The 14,904-nt window shown below is 44.9% G+C and carries 15 protein-coding genes; 9 read left to right on the top strand and 6 right to left on the bottom strand.

The genetic code is table 11. The features are described from left to right. The 6 genes from rfbF to OLMES_RS09480 form a co-directional block, all read right to left on the bottom strand. Entirely contained in the window at positions 1–783 is a 783-nt protein-coding gene (gene rfbF, locus OLMES_RS09505) for a glucose-1-phosphate cytidylyltransferase (protein ID WP_269767757.1), read from the bottom strand. 61 nt (positions 784–844) lie between these two features. Next, positions 845–1,936 carry a glycosyltransferase family 4 protein gene (locus OLMES_RS09500; protein WP_087461046.1) on the bottom strand — a complete coding sequence of 364 codons (1,092 nt, stop codon included), beginning with the start codon at positions 1,934–1,936 and terminating at the stop codon, positions 845–847. 90 nt (positions 1,937–2,026) lie between these two features. Beyond that, positions 2,027–3,145, bottom strand: coding sequence for a non-hydrolyzing UDP-N-acetylglucosamine 2-epimerase (wecB, locus tag OLMES_RS09495; protein WP_087464414.1), 1,119 nt, complete (start codon positions 3,143–3,145; stop codon positions 2,027–2,029). A gap of 393 nt (positions 3,146–3,538) precedes the next feature. Further along, entirely contained in the window at positions 3,539–4,486 is a 948-nt protein-coding gene (locus OLMES_RS09490; RefSeq protein WP_087461045.1) for a glycosyltransferase family 2 protein, read from the bottom strand. Continuing rightward, positions 4,452–6,308 (bottom strand): hypothetical protein, encoded by a 1,857-nt coding sequence (locus tag OLMES_RS09485; protein WP_087461044.1) that lies wholly within the window; start codon positions 6,306–6,308, stop codon positions 4,452–4,454. The genes OLMES_RS09490 and OLMES_RS09485 overlap by 35 nt, the downstream gene beginning before the upstream one ends. Before the next feature lie 87 nt (positions 6,309–6,395). After that, positions 6,396–6,842 (bottom strand): pilin, encoded by a 447-nt coding sequence (locus tag OLMES_RS09480; protein WP_087461043.1) that lies wholly within the window; start codon positions 6,840–6,842, stop codon positions 6,396–6,398. A 355-nt stretch (positions 6,843–7,197) separates the two neighbouring features. Here OLMES_RS09480 and pilB point away from each other — a divergent pair, with 355 nt between their 5' ends. The 9 genes from pilB to OLMES_RS09435 all read left to right on the top strand — a co-directional run bounded on the left by pilB (position 7,198) and on the right by OLMES_RS09435 (position 14,903). Next, the gene (gene pilB, locus OLMES_RS09475; protein ID WP_198343281.1) at positions 7,198–8,907 is read left to right on the top strand and encodes a type IV-A pilus assembly ATPase PilB; all 1,710 of its coding nucleotides are present in this window, start codon (positions 7,198–7,200) and stop codon (positions 8,905–8,907) included. 2 nt (positions 8,908–8,909) lie between these two features. Then, complete coding sequence (locus OLMES_RS09470) at positions 8,910–10,130, top strand: type II secretion system F family protein (protein WP_087461041.1); 1,221 nt, start codon at positions 8,910–8,912, stop codon at positions 10,128–10,130. Positions 10,131–10,206: 76 nt separating this feature from the next. Beyond that, positions 10,207–11,076 (top strand): prepilin peptidase, encoded by an 870-nt coding sequence (locus tag OLMES_RS09465; protein ID WP_087461040.1) that lies wholly within the window; start codon positions 10,207–10,209, stop codon positions 11,074–11,076. Between the two features lie 75 nt (positions 11,077–11,151). Next, positions 11,152–11,778, top strand: a complete 627-nt coding sequence (gene coaE / locus OLMES_RS09460; protein WP_087461039.1) for a dephospho-CoA kinase — start codon at positions 11,152–11,154, stop codon at positions 11,776–11,778. A 68-nt stretch (positions 11,779–11,846) separates the two neighbouring features. Further along, positions 11,847–12,071 carry a DNA gyrase inhibitor YacG gene (locus OLMES_RS09455; protein ID WP_087461038.1) on the top strand — a complete coding sequence of 75 codons (225 nt, stop codon included), beginning with the start codon at positions 11,847–11,849 and terminating at the stop codon, positions 12,069–12,071. A gap of 26 nt (positions 12,072–12,097) precedes the next feature. Next, the gene (locus OLMES_RS09450; protein WP_087461037.1) at positions 12,098–12,586 is read left to right on the top strand and encodes an HIT family protein; all 489 of its coding nucleotides are present in this window, start codon (positions 12,098–12,100) and stop codon (positions 12,584–12,586) included. Further along, positions 12,583–12,960: a CidA/LrgA family protein gene (locus OLMES_RS09445; protein ID WP_087461036.1), complete on the top strand. Its 378-nt coding sequence runs from the start codon at positions 12,583–12,585 to the stop codon at positions 12,958–12,960. Before OLMES_RS09450 ends, OLMES_RS09445 begins: the two co-directional genes overlap by 4 nt. A gap of 4 nt (positions 12,961–12,964) precedes the next feature. Beyond that, complete coding sequence (locus OLMES_RS09440; protein WP_087461035.1) at positions 12,965–13,702, top strand: LrgB family protein; 738 nt, start codon at positions 12,965–12,967, stop codon at positions 13,700–13,702. 16 nt (positions 13,703–13,718) lie between these two features. Next, a complete protein-coding gene (locus tag OLMES_RS09435; protein WP_087461034.1) occupies positions 13,719–14,903 on the top strand; it encodes a hypothetical protein in 1,185 nt (394 codons plus the stop codon). The last annotated feature ends 1 nt before the right edge of the window (position 14,904 follow it).

Genomic DNA, 14,904 nt, shown 5'->3' with positions numbered 1-14,904 from the left:
TCACAACCAACTGCACCACTTAGCTTGCCCACTATCCCAGAGACCATTCAACAAACGCTTATCTCTCGTAGTATCCATACATTTCCAAAATCCAGAATGGCGATAGGCCATCACCTGCCCCATCTTTGCCATATTTTCCATGGGTTCTCGCTCCAGCACCGTTTGATCGCCTGAGCCCAAATAATCAAAAATTCCCGGGTCGCACACCATATAACCAGCATTAATCCAGGTATTATCTCCCGGCGGTTTTTCTCGAAACTCTTTAACAGCCCCGTCAGAATCAAAATCTATTGCACCAAAACGGCCTTCCGGTTGGACAGAGGTCATTGTCAACAACTTATTATGTTGTTTATGAAAATCAACCAACGCTTCAATATTGATATCTGAGACCCCGTCACCATAGGTCAGCATGAAAGTCTCATCACCAATATAAGGTTTCGCTCGTAGGACCCTACCTCCAGTCTGTGTCTCGAGACCTGTATCAATTAATGTAACCTTCCAATCTTCGGCCTTATTGTTTAAAACATCCATGCTATTATTGGACATATCGATAGCAATATCGCTATTGAACATATAATAATCAACAAAGAACTGCTTAATATGAAACCCCTTGTAACCAAGAAGAATAATAAAGTCTTTGAACCCGTAGTGAGAATAGGATTTCATGATATGCCAAAGGATTGGGTGTCCACCAATTTCTATCATCGGCTTCGGTCGGATATCCGTCTCTTCACCTATTCTTGTGCCAAACCCACCCGCTAGAATTACCACTTTCAACAGCATCACCCACTTATCATTTACAATAAATTAACGAATCAAACCAACCTGTCAAATATAAAGGAAGCTACAAGTTCAATCGCAATAAAGAAGACTCTAATTTTTCACCGAGCCAAGGCCAATATATCCGCGGAGGACATTTTGCTACTCGCTTGGTTTGCAATTGCCAATCAATAACTTTTAGTAATTCACTAGTATTACCAGGCCTACATACTGCCTCAGCGAGAGATTCCAATACCTCTGGAAAATTAACAACAAGATTGTCAACGCTCGTTGTCACGATTGGAACCTGGCAAGCTAAGTATTCTCCAATCTTGCATGAGTTACCAAAGTCAACCAACGGATTGGATAAATAAGGAATTGCAACAACATCACATGCATTAATCATTGTTACAACTTCATCTTGAGTAACTTGCCCCCGGTAGTCTATCCATGATTGCGACAGGCTCAACTGATCTGATTTTTTACCTGCCATTAACAACTTCAATCTGCAGTGCTTTCCTATTAACCCTTGACAAGCCTCAATCAGATATTCAATGCCACGCATTGGTTCCATCGAACCAAAATACCCAACGATAACAGCAGAAACATCAAGACCAAGTTTTCGCCGACAGAGAGCTTGATTTTCAGGTTTAAATCTCAGCGAATCGACTCCGTTTTCGATTAGACATATGTTGTTACTATATGGACGCAAAAATTTCTCTAGATTCTTACTAGCGCAGAGAACGAGATCAGATTTTCTCGATGCTGTATAGAACATGCGCTTCATAAGAGGCAATCTATTGCTACCAAACGATAAATAATGGTCATAAACATCAAACACAGAAAATGCTCGCATCATCCTTGCAGTATATACGGCAATAAAGCCCAAATGACTATCACCACTACCAATAATATGGGTTGGTGAGAACGCTTTCATAGCTTTGAAAACTTTTCTCCCTCCCCCAAATACCGAGAAGCTGATCAGTGGCAGAGAAATCAAGTGGACACCATCAACCTCCCGCTCCACCATTCTCTTGCCTTTGTAATCCAATGCTATTACTAAAACACTATGCCCGCGCGCAGCCAAAGCCCTTGGCAACTCGAAATTTCTTCCGAATAAATCTAAAATTAGATCTTTGTTCGTATAATAACGTTTACAGAGTACTAACACATTCATCAAAGCTGACCTGTACCAAAAGAGCGATGACCGAACTTTTCTTTAATTAAATATGGATCTCTTACTTATTACCCCCCTCCAATCAACGTATTATCTTGATAAGATATCCACAATGCGCTGACTCGCTAGCCCATCTCCATAGGGGTTGTGGGCTAGACTCATTTGTTCATAGTTATTTTTGTTTCCGATCAGTAAAGTCACTTGTTCAACAATCAATTCGGCATTAGTCCCCACGAGTCTAGCGGTTCCAGCCTCAACAGCTTCAGGCCTTTCCGTCGTATTTCTCATAACCAACACAGGCTTTCCAAGCGACGGGCCTTCTTCTTGAATACCTCCAGAGTCAGTTAAAATGATATAGGAACGCATCATTAGATACACAAAAGAGAGGTATTCTTGAGGTTCAATTAGAAAAATATTTTCTATATTGCTCAGATAATCATATACTGGTTTTTTTACGTTCGGATTCAAATGCACTGGATATACGATTTGTAAATCGCGATTATTTCGTGCCAAATTTGAAAGAGCCATACAAATTTGCTCAAACCCAGCCCCAAAACTTTCTCTTCTATGCCCTGTGACGAGTATCATTAAAGCCTCATCTCGAAGAAATGAAAACTTTTCCTTCACTTTCCGTAAGCATGAACTATCTGTTTCTAAAATACCCTTGGTATACTCCAAAGCATCTATCACTGTATTACCTGTTACGTATATTGACTCAGGGTCGACATTCTCTCGCAACAAACTATCCCTGGCTGACAGGGTAGGCGCAAAATGAAATTGAGCCAAGCTTCCTGTTAATTTTCGATTCGCCTCTTCTGGCCATGGCGAATAGAGGTCACCTGTACGTAAGCCCGCTTCAACATGGGCAACAGGGATCTTATGATAAAACGATGCCAAACTCGCAACGAACGTCGTAGAGGTATCGCCATGAACTAAGACCAGCTGCGGAGTAAACTGGCGAAAAACATCTTTAAGCCCAGCAAGTACAGAGACAGTAACGTCTGTTAAATCCTGACCTCCTCTCATGATATTGAGATCAAAATCTGGCGTGATCGAAAACAAGGAAAGCACTTGGTCCAACATCTCACGATGTTGCCCTGTAACACACAATTTGACATCAACTCTTTCTATTTTCTGAAATTTTTTTATCAGCGGAGCCATTTTAATGGCCTCAGGCCGGGTTCCTATAACAACTAATATTTTTTCCATTGAAACAATCATGTCTCTATGCGATTTTGTCTTCGTTACGTGTAACCCTTTTTCTCATCATTCCACTGAGCCTATTCAACATCAATGCAGGAGGCAGAACAATAATTTAGAAGAGAAACCTAAAGCTTAGACAAATGGTGTTTAATGTCGAGCAGAACTCAACTTTCCGTGCGCTCACTGCGAATTCTACTGCCTGAATGAAACCTGCAATTTATATGTACCAACTTATTTGCCTTGGAAGTTACGAGCTTGCGACTACAACTCAATTTCTAACAAGGATATAGCCCCCCAGGAAATTACGGGTTCAGAGCGCGCTAAATAAGGACGACCCAAAACAAAGCTATCTCTATACCAGAACACTAGTCGCGTTTTAATAACAACTAGGATAGCCCTTCATAAGTTGTCATTTTTCAAATTACAAGAATTTACTTTTGTTTTTTCGGAAGAATCCAATTGGTGACCAGAATCCAAAACATCGGTAGCACGAGGCCCACCACGACTCGCAAACGCCAATGCCGTAATTTGCTCTGAGACCAATCCCATTAAAAATATAATTACCGAAGTTGAAAATAAGAGTGCGGACATATTGGTAAATCGTCCGAATGAGAAAAAAGTGTAAAAGTAATAGGACAAACCAACCATGAAAAACAATAGGCTAATGGGCGCGAACAGCTTTAGGGGTGAATACAAGGTGCCAATTTTAAAAATAATTAACAAGAAGCGGACACCGTCACGAGCAAGATTGATATGGCTCTTACCGATTCGCTTGGGTGCCTCAATCGGTATATAAGCTACAGAGTACCCCGCCCGAAAAAAACTCATCGTTATGGTCGTCGGATAGGAGAAACCATTAGGCAACATATGCAAAAACTGCTTAAAGTAAGCGGCACGAACTGCTCGAAAGCCCGATGTAAGATCCTGGACTTGATGACCAACCATCCAGGATGCCAAAGTGTTATAAAGCGAGTTTGCTGCCAAGCGCCCTAAGCTCGCTTGTGATTTGCTCCCTCGCGCTCCGACAACCATGTCATAACCTTCATCCATTTTTGCCAGCAATCGACGAATATCTTCAGGTTTATGCTGGCCATCACCATCCATAAAAACGATAGTGTCGCCTGTTGCTCTGCGGGCACCGCTCTTGATCGCAGCGCCATTCCCCTTTGAATAGGGGTGAACAACTTCGACAACCTCTGCATCAGCACATATCTTACTCGTATTATCAGTAGAACCATCATTGACAACAATTATCTCTGCTTCGGGGTAAGCATCTTTGATTCCAGCGAGTACCCCCACTAAAGCTGGAGCTTCATTCTTTGCTGGAATCACGACTGATAGTGACATTTCTCTCCCCATTTTTTAGCGCCATATCCAATTTTAGTTCATATTCATTTGTTTTCTTGCTACCGTGGGCAGCGTCATAAACGAGTAATAAATTCTGCTTGTCTGATAACTGCCCTTCGGCCAAATAAGCAGCTTCCAGCAATTTCATGTAGCACCCAAAGTCTTGAGCTAGCAAACACGCTCTTGCTTGTAGACGGTTTAAATTTGTTCTAATCGGTGCGAGCTTCGGATTATCTCTTAGCATTTGCGTGACAATCCAGAATTCCGTGAGGGAGATCGCCGGACACTGTTTCTTTTCTTTTTTCTCGATAATAGTATACAAAACGTTATTAATACCCGCTTCAAAGTTAGCAATCAACGCCCTGGATTTAAATTCATTGATATCAAAAGGCGTGTCTCGCCACACACAACGCAACTCCAAAATCGACATCATTCCCACCAACGAATCAGGTGACGACTCGTGCAGATCTCGATAGATAGCAAAAGCTTCCTGCACTCGGCCTTGATTACCAAGTTGAACCGCGGCGACAAGTTTAACACGAGTGGAATTTGGTTTGAGGCTCAACCAGAAAGACAACTGAGAATCCAGGTTCTTCCACATATTCGCGACAGCAAGGAAGTTCGCCCCCCAGAAAAATGTCAAAGGTAATATTACCGATGCTACTAAGAATATAGGTTTTAAACGGTGTGTTATCCGAAAAATAAACCATACCAATGCGATACTTAAACCAATTGTTGCAAGATAGTTTCGATGTTCAAATATTAGTTCTAGAGGAATCAAGGATCCCTCTAGAACATGTGATACGGCAAACCAGGATAAAGTAAATCCCAATAAAGCGAACCAACGTGTCAAACCTATTAAAACAGACCAAACTAACAGCGATATCAAGAATCGGGTGTCCAGTGGAGTCTGAATGAGTTGATAATCATCGTGAAAAAAAGGAAATTGCCGATAATCTGGCCATACAAACCAGCCCAGATAGGTCAACCAGATGTGGGTTTGCGACATCAAACGCTCACTCAAATCAAATGGTCTATATTGATAGCCATCCAATATCGCACCACCACTGTAGATCAAAAAGGAGAAAAAAAGCAGTACCGCAGACAAAGTTAAAGCACAAATTGTGCGATGGTATATATGACGATCCAATAGAAAAAAATAGCAAACAGGTAGTAAGAAAATAAATAGAACACCGTTTTCTTTACTAAACAGTGAGCAGGATACAAGTAGACCAAAAAGCCCCAAGACCACCCCAAATTTTCCAGGGCCTTGAGTATTAACTATGAGAAAGCGAACTGACAAATAAAGTCCGCACAACCCGAAACACACGGCGAGGAGATTCATCCGTTGCACAACATACAAAACAGATGAAACATTGCCTGGATGAAAACACCAAATCAGTGCTGCAAACAACGCAGCGATGTCTGCGTGCTTCTTATTTTCGAGTGCAAAACGGCCATAACCGAAAAACAAGCGACTCAAAAGAAAGACAAATACGCCGTTAGTCGCATGGATTAAAACGTTGACTACTTTGAAATGCCCGCCGAAATGCGGCCAACTTTCCTGCTGAAGCCAAAAGGAAAAGAGTGCTATCGGTCGGTGAGTAGGACCACTTCGGTTTTCACTAATAAAACGCTCAAGTGCTCCCCAACTCCAATTTGTATGGGTTAAGGGCTCCAAGTTTATCAAGTCATCAAAAACAAAATCATGTCCGATAAAAGGATAAAATCCAAGAAACGTGAGAACGACAATAAGCCCCCCCCACTTCCAACCATCATGAATCCTATATCCGCCCCCAATCGATATCCCAATCTGACTCAAGGTTTACATTCCTGAATTGAATTTTTGAATTGGCGAAATAAAAAAACCGGGGCAAGCCCGGTTTTATACAACAAATAAATGTGAAATTTACTTACAAGCACCTGGGATATACTTAGCCTCGACAGTGGTCGCAGTAGCCGACACACCAGTTTCACCACAATCCCACTGCTTCCCGCCATCCTCAGTAGCGATCGCAAGAACTGTAGTCGCAACAGCTGCAGCGACGTCAGAACCTTTCATAGTTGCAGTCAATACGATAGTAGCGCCGGTACTGGAACCAATTGCAACCGAACCAACGTACTTCCCTTCCAAAGTGCCCATGACGCTAGCCGCAGCGGAAGGCCAACGCCCTTTATCCGCATAAAATTCTGCCATCGGCGTTTTACCACCACTCAACAAACCAACCGCTTCTGACATTTGTGAACGAGCAATATAGTCTTGGTATGCAGGGATTGCCACCGCTGCCAGAATACCGATGATTGCCACAACAATCATCAATTCAATCAAGGTAAAACCTTTTTGTACTGTTTTCATTTTATCGTTCCTCCAGATTATTTTAACGGCTGTTCACTTACGCGCCAACCTTGAAATCAATTTAGCACAGGGTATGCCACTTTCAAGAAAATTTAATTTCTTATCGTAAAAACAGCCTGTTAGAAAGAAAGGCATTCGTTAGACCAAGTAGAACCATCCGAGAGCAAGACCCGCGCAGTCAGAATGTGACAAAATTTGTCACCACGCAGACTGACCTTTTTTGCTCAAGGTTTCTAATTCAATCACAGTTCCTTCATTTTTACAGAAATTCACCCTGTAATTATTTTCCATTTCAGCATCTAACTTCTAAACTTTTGAAAATAGATTATTTTCGCTTTAGATTTAAGAGTTCATTATGTCCAATTCTGCCAATATCGTGTTAACCGGTCTGGCCAGGCGATTTGTTGATGACGGTATTCTGGATGAAGCGTCCGCAAAAGACGCCTTCGTCCAGGCCAGCAACAACAAAATCCAGTTTATCACTTTTCTTGTACAAAACTCCCTGGCAGAGGCTCGTCCGCTAGCAACCTCGGCCGGCCACGAATTCGGTATGCCTGTTTTTGATCTGGAAAGCGTTCTGACGGAGGTGACGCCAGAAAAACTGGTTGAAGAAAAAATCATTCGCAAACACAAAGCGTTGCCTTTATTTAAGAGAGGCACCCGCTTGTTCATTGCTGTATCCGACCCTACTAATATCCAAGCAATTGATGAAATTCGCTTTCACACCGGATTAAGCACTGAAGCGGTACTGGTCGAAGATGACAAGTTGACCAGCGCCATTGAGCGATTCCTCGAAGCCCAAGATACCACCATGTCAAATCTTGATGATGCAGACTTGGACGGTGTTGAGCTTGATGAGGGGAATGACGATGATCAAGATGTTACCAAGTCAGACGCAGATGATGCCCCAATTGTTAAGTTCTGCAACAAGATGTTGCTTGACGCGATCAAAGGCGGCTCATCAGATATTCACTTCGAACCTTATGAAAAGGCTTATCGGGTTCGATACCGCACAGATGGCATTTTGCATGAGGTTTCCAGACCTAATGTAAAGCTAGCCAATAAAATTGCAGCGCGTATGAAAGTTATGTCCCAACTGGATATTTCAGAGCGACGGGTTCCGCAAGATGGTCGGATTAAGATGAAACTCTCCAAGACGAAAGCCATCGACTTCAGGGTGAATACTCTGCCGACACTGTGGGGTGAAAAAATCGTTCTCCGGATACTGGATCCAAGCAGTGCCAAAATGGGAATTGATGCATTGGGCTATGAAGAGGTACAGAAACAAATGTACCTTACCGCTCTGCATCAACCTCAAGGCATGATTCTGGTCACCGGCCCCACAGGGAGTGGCAAAACCGTCTCGCTCTACACCGGGCTCAATATTCTAAATACCCCCGAGGTAAATATTTCTACCGCAGAAGACCCTGTGGAAATCAACCTTGAAGGGATCAATCAAGTTAATGTAAGCACGAAGGTGGGATTGGGTTTTGCCGAGGCACTTCGAGCCTTTTTGAGGCAAGACCCTGATGTCGTTATGGTTGGTGAGATTCGAGACCTTGAAACGGCTTCGATCGCAATCAAGGCTGCGCAAACCGGCCACATGGTATTGTCGACCCTGCACACAAATAGTGCTCCAGAAACATTGACTCGTATGCTTAATATGGGTGTTCCGGCTTTTAACATCGCCACATCCGTCAGTTTGATCATTGCCCAGCGTCTCGCCCGGCGCTTGTGTAGCAACTGCAAAGAAAAAGCGGACATTCCGAAAGAGACGCTGTTAAAAGAAGGGTTCCTGGAAGAACATTTCACCCCGGACTTTGCGCTCTATAAACCCAAAGGATGTGAAAAGTGTAATGACGGCTACAAAGGGCGAGTCGGTATTTATGAAGTAGTGCGAGTAACACCATCAATATCACAACTCATTATGTCTGAAGCAAGTTCATTGGAAATCGCGGCAGAGGCCCAGAAATGCGGATTCAATAATCTACGGCAATCGGCGATTCTCAAGGCCGTACAGGGGCTTACCAGTCTGGAAGAAGTCAACCGAGTTACGAAGGATTAGTCATGGCAGAAAAAGCAAATTCATACGATGTCTACATCTGGCAAGGCACTGATAAGAGAGGGCACAAAGCCCAAGGTGAATTGAGTGGCCCCAATGCTGCGCTGGTAAAAGCCCAGTTGCGCAAACAGGGCGTGACACCAAAGTCTGTAAAAAAGAAACCAAAGCCTCTGTTTGGTGGCGGTAGCAAGAAAATAACACCATTTGATATTGCCATTTTCACCCGTCAAATGGCAACAATGATGAAAGCTGGGGTTCCGTTGGTGCAATCATTCGAAATCGTCGCCGATGGCCTCGAGAACCCATCCTTACGTGAATTGGTATTAACCATTCGTGAAGACGTGTCAGCCGGTAACGATTTCGCTAGCGCGCTTCGTAAACACCCCAAGTATTTCGATGACCTGTTCTGCAACCTTGTTGATGCAGGTGAAAAATCAGGTGCGCTGGAAACCATGCTCGATAGGGTCGCGACCTATTTGGAAAAAACTGAAACCCTCAAAAAGAAGGTTAAAAAGGCGATGACCTACCCAATCGCGGTTCTGGTCGTTGCAGTCGTTGTAACCGGGATACTCCTCGTCAAAGTGGTACCGCAGTTTGAGGAACTATTCTCAGGGTTTGGCGCCGATTTGCCGGCTTTCACTCAATTTGTAATCGGCATATCCGAATGGCTTCAAGAGTGGTGGTTTGTCGTTCTGCTTATCATTATTGGCGTGATTGGAGGATTCAGGGAGGCTAAGCGCAAATCCCCCTCATTCTCGGATAAAGTTGATGCTTATATGTTGAAATTCCCGATCATTGGAACGATCCTCGATAAATCGGCCGTAGCGCGCTTTGCTCGAGTGCTGTCTACCACTTTCGCAGCCGGTGTACCGCTCGTTGATGCTCTGGAATCTGTTGCTGGGGCAACGGGCAACGCTGTATTTAGAGATGCTGTCAACAAAATAAAAGTCGAAGTTTCATCTGGCACACAACTCCAATTTTCAATGAAGGCGACTGGTGTTTTCCCCGTAATGGCCATTCAAATGGTCTCAATTGGTGAGGAATCAGGTGCATTGGACAGCATGCTTGAGAAAGTGGCCGATTATTATGAAGAAGAGGTCGACAATCTGGTGGATAACCTGACCACCCTCATGGAACCGATGATTATGGCCGTGCTGGGTGTACTGGTGGGAGGCCTTATCGTTGCCATGTACCTGCCAATCTTCCAGATGGGTCAAGCTGTATAACGACGTCTCACATCTTATCAAGGCACCGAAGCAGAGTAATGCCTGACCGGTGCCCCACTCCCACTAAAGCCAGACCATGCAAATTATTCTAAATTACCTTACTGAAAATGCCATTTTCACTTATTTTTTTATCACATTACTCGGCCTAATCATCGGCAGCTTCCTGAACGTCGTAATCTACCGTATCCCTAAAATACTGGAGAACGAATGGAAATGCCAATGCCGCGACATTCTGGAGCTTGAACCCGAAGCCACTCAGCCCTTCACATTATCAAAACCCGATTCGACTTGCCCCAAATGCGGCCATAAGATTCGCGCTTGGGAAAATGTTCCCATATTGAGCTATCTGTTTCTCAAAGGCCGCTGCAGTAGTTGCAGCAACAAAATATCGATTCGGTATCCATTGGTTGAGCTCGCAACCGGTTTGTTAAGCCTCGCCACGGTCTATGTTTTGGGCATTAATACTGCCGGTCTGGCGGCATTGATATTGACCTGGTATCTGATTGCCTTGACCATGATTGATGTCGATACCCAACTCCTGCCAGACAATATGACGCTGCCGCTGCTTTGGCTCGGGTTGATACTGAATATGTTTAATACCTTTACCTCATTGGAATCCGCGGTGTTAGGTGCTGTTTTCGGATATCTGTCACTCTGGTCCGTGTATCAACTGTTTAAATTGATTACCGGAAAAGAAGGTATGGGTTTTGGTGATTTCAAACTGCTGGCGGCATTAGGTGCCTGGATGGGATGGCAATTTTTGCCACTTATCATTATCCTTTCGTCCTTTGTTGGAGCAGTGATCGGCATTTCGCAAATCGTTTTGCGGGGACAAGACAAAAATATCCCGATACCTTTCGGGCCTTATCTTGCGATTGCCGGGTGGATTGCCTTGCTATGGGGTAATTCGCTCATCGCGTTATACCTGGGAACGATGACACCCTGACCTGCTCCCGATCAACCCTAAACCCCGATTTGCATCGTTGGCCAATCGGGGCAAACCTACGGAGCAGCACCTGAGATGAATATACAATCGAGCCCGGTAAAGGTAATCGGCCTGACCGGGGGCATTGGCAGCGGCAAAACAGCAGTGTCTGACCGATTTGCAACCCACGGTATTGCAGTCATCGACGCGGATATCGCCTCACGGGAGGTTGTCGAGAAAGGCGAACCGGCACTGAACCGAATTTCAGAACATTTTGGTTCCGAAGCGCTTTTAGAAGATGGTGCACTAAATCGCGCCTACCTGCGGAAACGAATTTTTGATGCCCCGGAAGAAAAACAGTGGCTTGAAGCGCTGTTACATCCACTCATCCGTGACCGGATAATCCAGCAGATAAACCGTTTTTCCCAAGATCCCGAATACAAGCCCGCCTACCTGCTATTGGTGTCGCCATTGTTGCTGGAAACCAATCAGTGGGAACTGGTTGACCGGATTTTGGTGGTAGACGTCCCTAGAGAAGTCCAACTGGCCAGAACCACCGCCCGGGATAACTGTGACCCCAAAACCATCGAAGCCATTATTGCGGCGCAGTCACCAAGAGATTTCAAACTTGAACGTGCGGATGATATCATCGAAAACACGGGGTCTCTGAATGATTTGCATAATGCCGTTGAAAAACTGCATAACCAGTACAATCAAGCCTGAACCCTGCAAATGATTCAGCAATTTTTTAACCGATCCGGTAATACGGATAATAAATAAACGATATTCAAATGACCACAAACTCAAAGCCAGCTCAACTCAATTGCCCAGTGTGTAAAAAGATGGTTGAATGGAGCGACGACTTCCCTCACCGACCCTTTTGCTCCAAGCGTTGCCAACTCATCGACCTCGGCTGCTGGGCCGATGAATCCTATGCAATATCAGAACCCGCCATCGGCCTGGAGGATGAAAACCTCGAAGAACCATCTGAGAACAACAATGGCTGGCTACAATAAACGGACACCAATCGAGCGAGGGAACGATGAGCACTCCAGACCACAAAATAGATGATAATTGTATCTTCTGTCAGATAGCCGCGAATAAGGCCCCCGCCGCCAAGGTTCACGAAGACCAGCATTGTATTGCGTTTATGGATTTATACCCATTGGGACTTGGCCATGTATTAGTCATCCCCAAAACACATGCGGTGAAACTCGAAGAGCTGGATCACATCACCCAGAGTCACCTGTTCAAGGTCGCAAATGCGGTGATTGATGCACAACGCAAATGTGGTCTTGGCTGCCAGGGCACTCACCTGCTGGTTAATGACGGGAAAGCGGCACATCAGACGGTTCCCCATGCCCATGTTCACCTGATTCCGCGCCAGAAGGGCGACATTCTAAAGTCTACATTCCGACTGGTGTTGCACATTACAGGTATGTTCGGATTACCGGCCAATCGAAAGAAGCTCGAGGCCCAGGCGAGCCAGATCAATCAACATTTAAATCTGGAGCCAACACAAAACATATGAGGACGTTCTGCAGCGGAATCGCATCCTTTTCGATACTCGTACTTTGCCAACTGGCGGGTCAACAAATCGCACCTTACCTACCAATCCCGATACCGGGCCCGGTAATCGGCATGGTTATATTATTTACAATGCTCTGCTGTAAACTACCGACCCGAATCGTGCATCCTGCCTGTACTCAGCTGATCAAATATCTGCCACTCTTATTTATCGCCGCAGGTGTGGGTGTTCTAGGCTATTTAGATGAGATTCAAACCGATTTCGCTGCCATCACCTCCGCACTATTGCTGGGTACGCTTTTATCAACCGCGATTACATTGTGTATGGGTCTGATCATTCAGCGCTACCTGCCAAAATCAGACAAACAGGAGTCTTGATCGCTTGAGTCAAATCAATGAAGTTCTTTCGGCATTGCAGCTTCAGGGTAATTTTTCAAATATTATCTTTGCCACATTGCTAACCATATTGGCCTATTTTATTGCGATCAAATTCTACCGGCAATCAGGCCAATCCCCTTGGCTGCAGCCGGTCTTGGTTGCCGCATTAATGATTATTGCGGTGCTGCAAATTCCGTCATTGGACTATGGTATGTACAAAGACGGTACGGGTATACTGGATTTTTTGCTCGGAACCGCAACTGTCGCGTTGGCGTATCCGCTTTACAAAAACCTGCCATTAATAAAGGCCAATTTACCTGCAATTGTGCTATTGATTGTAACGGGAGGGGTGATCGCGAGCAGTGTCGCCATCACCTTTGCCTGGTTGTTTGAGGGCTCCACTACAACGATTTTGTCGGTTGCGCCTAAATCCATTACCACCCCCATTGCCATTGGTGTTTCAGAGGCTATCGGTGGACTACCGTCATTAACAGCTGCAATGGTGATACTGACAGGCATTATTGTTGCGGTTTTTGCACCCTGGATGTTCCGCATGCTACACATTGATGACCCGATGATTAAAGGTATGGTCATGGGCATCAACGGCCACGGGATTGGCACGGCTGCAGCCTTCGAAATTGATATGAAAACCGGAGCATTCTCTGCATTGGCAATGAGTCTCATGGGCATCTATATTGCAACCTTTCTACCTGTTGTCTTAACGTTTTTTGTCTCATACTGAGACCATGAGAAAGGTCATGAGTGCGATTACGGAAACCCAATTAAATGCACCACTTATACGGATCCCCAGGTTGAAGTTAGTCGATAACCTACAATCAATCCGGCATCTACGTTTATTCCAACGTAGCAGCACCCGGGTTATGTTCTTCAGTGTCACACTGATGTTACTGGTTGGCAGCAAATTGACCTGGTCTGAAGAAGTGTTGTTGGCCTTGAATAATGATATCTTCGAACCCATTCCGGACCCATTTCTGAAACGACCCATCGCCTCAGTTTATGAGGATATGGCAGCCGAAGACGGGGCGACCCGATACCAGCCCATTTCTTTTTGGGAACAACAAATGGACTGGCTAATTCATTTCCGTAATGACTGGTCACACTGGATTAGCAACACTGGCAGACGAGTGGATGCCTATTTTGCCGATGAAAAGATCGATTCTGGAGACAACTCCAGCTATTTACGCGTCCGGGTTGGACCAACCTGGGCATCTGGTGAAGATTTCAACTTTGATCCGGACATCAAATTTAAACTGGCACTGCCACTGACACGGGAGCGTTATCAACTTGTTTTCGAGAGCGATCCGGATGATGGTAAGTCCCTGTCTGATAAATCAAGGGAGAACATAACGGGGTCGCAAAGCACCGATGACCGCGCGACAGGGGCATTGCGCCTGATTTCGGAACTAAGCCAGGACTGGTCGATGACCAATGATGTTGGTATACGGCTGGCCTTCCCTCCCGACCCGTTTGTCAGAAGCCGGGCCAAGCGGAAATGGCAAATTGAGCCTGGACTAAGCACCAACCTTTCACTCAGTGGGTACTACTTCGTCACCCGTGACTGGGGAGCGGATATAAAAATTCATACTGATAAAGAACTCACCTCCTCCATACTCTTTCGAAATACCTTTGAAACACATTGGGATAAATCCGATGATAGTTGGGAATTTGGCTTAACATTTGACTTGTTCCATGAATTGAATCGAACCCGGGCAATTCGTTACCGGTTTGCAATGCTCGCCGATAGCAAACCTGACCCGGACTGGACCAGTTTTTATCTTGAATCGACCTATCGCAGGCGAATCTACAAGAACTGGCTTTTCTACGAGATCATCCCTCTCGTTTCATTTCCAGAAGACAAGGACTTCAAACCCAAACCGGAGTTGACCTTCAAAATCGAAATTTTGTTTGCCAAGAAACGATAAC

The organism is Oleiphilus messinensis, assembly GCF_002162375.1.
Lineage (GTDB): Bacteria > Pseudomonadota > Gammaproteobacteria > Pseudomonadales > Oleiphilaceae > Oleiphilus > Oleiphilus messinensis.
This window is presented reverse-complemented; position numbering and strand designations above follow the sequence as displayed.

Coding starts and splice junctions, on each gene's coding strand:
- rfbF (WP_269767757.1), bottom strand. CDS start 783: ATGCTGTTGAAAGTGGTAATTCTAGCGGGTGGGTTTGGCACAAGAATA.
- OLMES_RS09500 (WP_087461046.1), bottom strand. CDS start 1,936: ATGAATGTGTTAGTACTCTGTAAACGTTATTATACGAACAAAGATCTA.
- wecB (WP_087464414.1), bottom strand. CDS start 3,145: ATGGAAAAAATATTAGTTGTTATAGGAACCCGGCCTGAGGCCATTAAA.
- OLMES_RS09490 (WP_087461045.1), bottom strand. CDS start 4,486: ATGTCACTATCAGTCGTGATTCCAGCAAAGAATGAAGCTCCAGCTTTA.
- OLMES_RS09480 (WP_087461043.1), bottom strand. CDS start 6,842: ATGAAAACAGTACAAAAAGGTTTTACCTTGATTGAATTGATGATTGTT.
- pilB (WP_198343281.1), top strand. CDS start 7,198: ATGTCCAATTCTGCCAATATCGTGTTAACCGGTCTGGCCAGGCGATTT.
- OLMES_RS09470 (WP_087461041.1), top strand. CDS start 8,910: ATGGCAGAAAAAGCAAATTCATACGATGTCTACATCTGGCAAGGCACT.
- OLMES_RS09465 (WP_087461040.1), top strand. CDS start 10,207: ATGCAAATTATTCTAAATTACCTTACTGAAAATGCCATTTTCACTTAT.
- coaE (WP_087461039.1), top strand. CDS start 11,152: ATGAATATACAATCGAGCCCGGTAAAGGTAATCGGCCTGACCGGGGGC.
- OLMES_RS09455 (WP_087461038.1), top strand. CDS start 11,847: ATGACCACAAACTCAAAGCCAGCTCAACTCAATTGCCCAGTGTGTAAA.
- OLMES_RS09450 (WP_087461037.1), top strand. CDS start 12,098: ATGAGCACTCCAGACCACAAAATAGATGATAATTGTATCTTCTGTCAG.
- OLMES_RS09445 (WP_087461036.1), top strand. CDS start 12,583: ATGAGGACGTTCTGCAGCGGAATCGCATCCTTTTCGATACTCGTACTT.
- OLMES_RS09435 (WP_087461034.1), top strand. CDS start 13,719: ATGAGTGCGATTACGGAAACCCAATTAAATGCACCACTTATACGGATC.